Here is a 3,867-nt window from a genome sequence, read left to right as displayed (position 1 = left end):
TTGAGTTACCTCAGTAAATGTCTTCTCTTTCTTTACTTATTTTAACATAGTTCGGTTTTTTTGCGCCGACCTACTTACTCAACCATTCAGTTTTTCCACCCGCCAGTCAACAGTCAGCAATCAACAGTCAATAGTCAACAGTCAACAATCACCTGACGGTGCAACCGAAATTGATCTTATAGATTCATAAAAATAGGTTTGACAAAGTATTGAGGAAACTAAATCGATCCTAAAAACTCCTCCTGCAAGCAATAATTAAGTTGATACCGATTCGTATTGCGGACTTAATTCCGCACTACTAACCGTTTTTATTATGATAATCGACCGGACACGATACTTATCTATTCTATTGCATACATCTGCTGTCTTCTACGCTGCATCAGTCTTGCATCTGCAGTCTCGCTATCGATCGCAGATGTATGCAATTTTGTCTCATATAGCCATTAGGAACAAGTTAGAAGGGAGTAGATTTTGTCAATACCCCTTTGTGTAGAAATATAATTGAATAATAATGATAATCAAACAAGGGTAAGGGTGAGAGAGTCCGCCGTTAGCGGACTCTCTCACCAGCAGTGATTATCATTATTAATAAGTTGTTCCCTCGACAGGCGTTGCGGGTGATCGGTAATAATAGCGGGCGTTGGTATGATCAAATGATAGAATTGACAAATAATTGAGCGATTGTGTAGGTCAACAAATATGGCCAAAAATCAAAAAACCAACCGTGACCACGCCAAAAAAACTCACAGGCCAATGGTGGAAGAAGAGGTAATCGCTTCGCAACTATCTGCATTACTAACACCAGCCATCACCTCACAAGAAAATTACTACCGCCAACTGGGTTTACGAGGGAGAATCCTCAACTTACCATTAATGGTAGCAGCAGTATTAACCTTGCTGTGGCGAGACGTGGCTGGAGTGACAGAACTCACAAGAATGCTGGCAAGAGAAGGTTTTTTGTGGTGCCGGCCTACGACAGTTAGTCAACAAGCAATGTCTCAAAGGTTTCTAAGTTTTCCTGCCACTTTATTTGAAGGAGTCTTCAAAAATTTATTACCAAGTTTAAGAACTGCTTGGTACAAGAGAAACCAACGACCTCTACCGGAAAGCATTCAATTTGCATTGACTAAATTTTCCCGAATTTGGATCATAGATAGCTCAACGCTCGAAGCATTGTTTGGCAAGCTCAAAAGCTTGGAAGATATACCAAGAGGGCAGTTGGCAGGGAAAATGGCAACAGTTATAGATTTAATGACTAGGCTTCCTGTTGAAGTTTGGTTTCTGGAAAATCCGAGAGCTTCTGATGTGAAGCTCGAAGAAAAAATCCGAGAATTAGTGCCAGCAAATACCTTGCTCTTACTGGATAGAGGATTTTATCATTTTAACTTTTGGCGACAGCTAATTGAACAAGATATTCACTTAGTAACTCGATTAAAAAAAGGAGCATCAATTAAATTAGAAGAAGTATTTACCAATAGTTACGACCTGCGAGATAGTCGGATTCGTCTGGGTTCAGGAACTGCAAAAACTCCATTTATCACCTTACGTCTGATTGAAGTTCGTTCAGACAAGGTTTGGCATTCCCATTACTCACAAGTTAAGCTAAAAGCACTATTGTCAATGAGTAAAATTACTCATGTTTTACCTGTTAACCCAATTAAAATATGACTCCATTTGTTCCTTTATTATTGAAAAAAAATTGTTCGGGACTTCTTTGAGTTCCAGGGAAAGGAGAAATAATTAGCCTGACATGAGGTTTTCGCCGTCGCTTAACAATCCCTAAATCTTGATTTTCGTCGGCGGCAAAATACTTAACTAGGTCAGAAGCTATTCCTTTTTGATAGGCAACCGAAAAATGATACATCCCCCGATAAATCATTTCTAAAGAAATACGTTCAAGTGGTACTCCTAATTCATCTGCAACCGCATCTCCTAAATCTACTAAAACCGCATAAAATAGCCAATTAGCCCAGATTTGGAGCTTGATTCCGTTTAATGAACCTGTCCATAAATAGCTGAGATTTAATAATCTTTTTACTGTACAAAATGCGTCTTCAATTCGCCAGCGTCTTTGATATAAATCTGCTACTACATAAGGGGGCAATATTTCAGGTTCTCGGACACTTGTCAGATAAGAACGCCAGGAAGTCTTAGAGCGAATCTGTACTAATCTTATAGTCAAAGCTGGTGTCTGTTTTGTGCCTGCACCTATTTTAATTATCTGGTCTTTGACATCATAAGTATTGGTTAATACCCGCTCGATTTGATATGATGCACCTTTCTTGATTCGAGTGATAAATCCAATTTCTTGCTCGATTAGTTTTGACCAAAAAGCGAAGTGATAGAATCCTCTATCCAATAACAGCAAGGTTTTTGGCTTAACTGTTTTTAGTAAATCTTCTTCCCAATTAGTATCTGCTTGTTTCGGATTTTCCCCAAACCAAATTTCTTCGGGAAGATGAGTTACTAGGTCTATAATTACTCCCATTTTTCCGGCTAATTGACCAATTGGCACATCTGATAAACTTTGTAGCTTCTTAAATAATGCTTCTAATGTTGAGCCATCAGCTATCCAGATATTATCAAAGTTTTTTAAGGCAAATTGTACGCTATCTGGTAGTGGTCTCGATTTTCTTGTTAACCATTTTCGTCGAAGATGAGGTAGTAATTCTTTAAATACTTTTTCAAATAAAATTGCTGGAAAAGTTAAAAATCTGAGTGATAATGCTTGTTGGCTAATTTCTTGTGGCTGACACCATAAAAATCCTTCTCTATTTAATAATCTGGTTAACTCTGTTACTCCTGCTACGTCTCGCCATAATAAACTGGCGGATTGCTGCCATCATTAATGGTAGTGTCAGAATTCTATCTCTTAAATTTAGTTGTCGATAAAAAGTTTTTTGGGCAGCCATTGCCGGAATTAATAAATCTTCCAGGTGATTCGCGATCACTTCATTTTCTACTTGGGGACGATTTTTTTTCTTTGCATGATCTCGGTTGATTCGTTTTTTGCGAGTCATAACTGGTTCAATTATGGCTAAACTGCTTGCCCGGTAAAGGTTTCATCCTATTTTACCTGTTTTTGTCTACCCCCTTGACAATTTGCACTTTTTCTTAACTTGTCACAAATGGGCATTCCTATTTGACAAGCGTACTAGATCCTCATGTATTACCTCCCTACGTCGTCGCAGATTTATATCGTAGGCGCTGGAGAATTGAAGATGCTTTTAACACTGTCAAAAGGCTCTTGGGCTTAAGTTATTTGTGGACTGGTTCTCTTAACGGCATTCAGCTCCAAATTTGGGGGACTTGGATATTTTATGCGCTCTTGGTCGATTTAGGTGATGCCGTTGCTGACGAACTCTCTTTACCAATAGATTCGATTTCATTAGAAATGATTTACCGGGGTCTTTACCATTTTTATGTAGCTCATCAAAAAGGTAAGGCAACTGACCCCATTCAGTATTTCGCCGCGCCTGAAAACCGAGATTTAGGTATTGTTAAATCTCAACGAAAGCCCAATGTTAAATTAATTGTTGCACCTTTCCCCGATCGACAGCGAGGCAAAAACCAATTTTTCTTTGATACATCTTCTCAAATCCCCTTGACAACTGGCATACAGGCTTAACTTATTACCAATGCATATAGCGGTTCTCAATGGTGGTGAGATATGCCCTATGCCGGATAAGCTGTTGTGCATTTAAATTGTAGATTTTGATGACAATCAAAAATTGTCAAATTCTCTCCCCCTCTCCCCTTCTCCCCCTCTCCCGCTCAATTGCCATACACAATCTACAGCACTTCCGGGTGTTATGAGGTACAATAAAAATAGATTAAAAAATACACCAATGAAAGCATATTCAATAG

At 38.7% G+C, this 3,867-nt stretch carries 3 pseudogenes; 2 read left to right on the top strand and 1 reads right to left on the bottom strand.

Going from position 1 to position 3,867, the window contains the following annotated elements:
• Positions 1–753: 753 nt before the first annotated feature.
• Positions 754–1,599: pseudogene (locus QT998_RS27285) on the top strand (transposase); the annotation flags it as partial.
• A 58-nt stretch (positions 1,600–1,657) separates the two neighbouring features.
• Here QT998_RS27285 and QT998_RS27280 read toward each other — a convergent pair.
• Positions 1,658–3,020: pseudogene (locus QT998_RS27280) on the bottom strand (IS4 family transposase).
• Positions 3,021–3,133: 113 nt separating this feature from the next.
• Between QT998_RS27280 and QT998_RS27275 the strand changes: the two are divergent.
• A pseudogene (locus tag QT998_RS27275) lies at positions 3,134–3,628 on the top strand (transposase); the annotation flags it as partial.
• Positions 3,629–3,867: the final 239 nt, after the last annotated feature.

It is taken from the genome of Microcoleus sp. S1D4, from assembly GCF_036700765.1.
GTDB lineage: Bacteria > Cyanobacteriota > Cyanobacteriia > Cyanobacteriales > Microcoleaceae > Microcoleus.
Note: the sequence above shows the minus strand (reverse complement) of the source record. Positions and strands in the feature narration are given on the sequence as shown.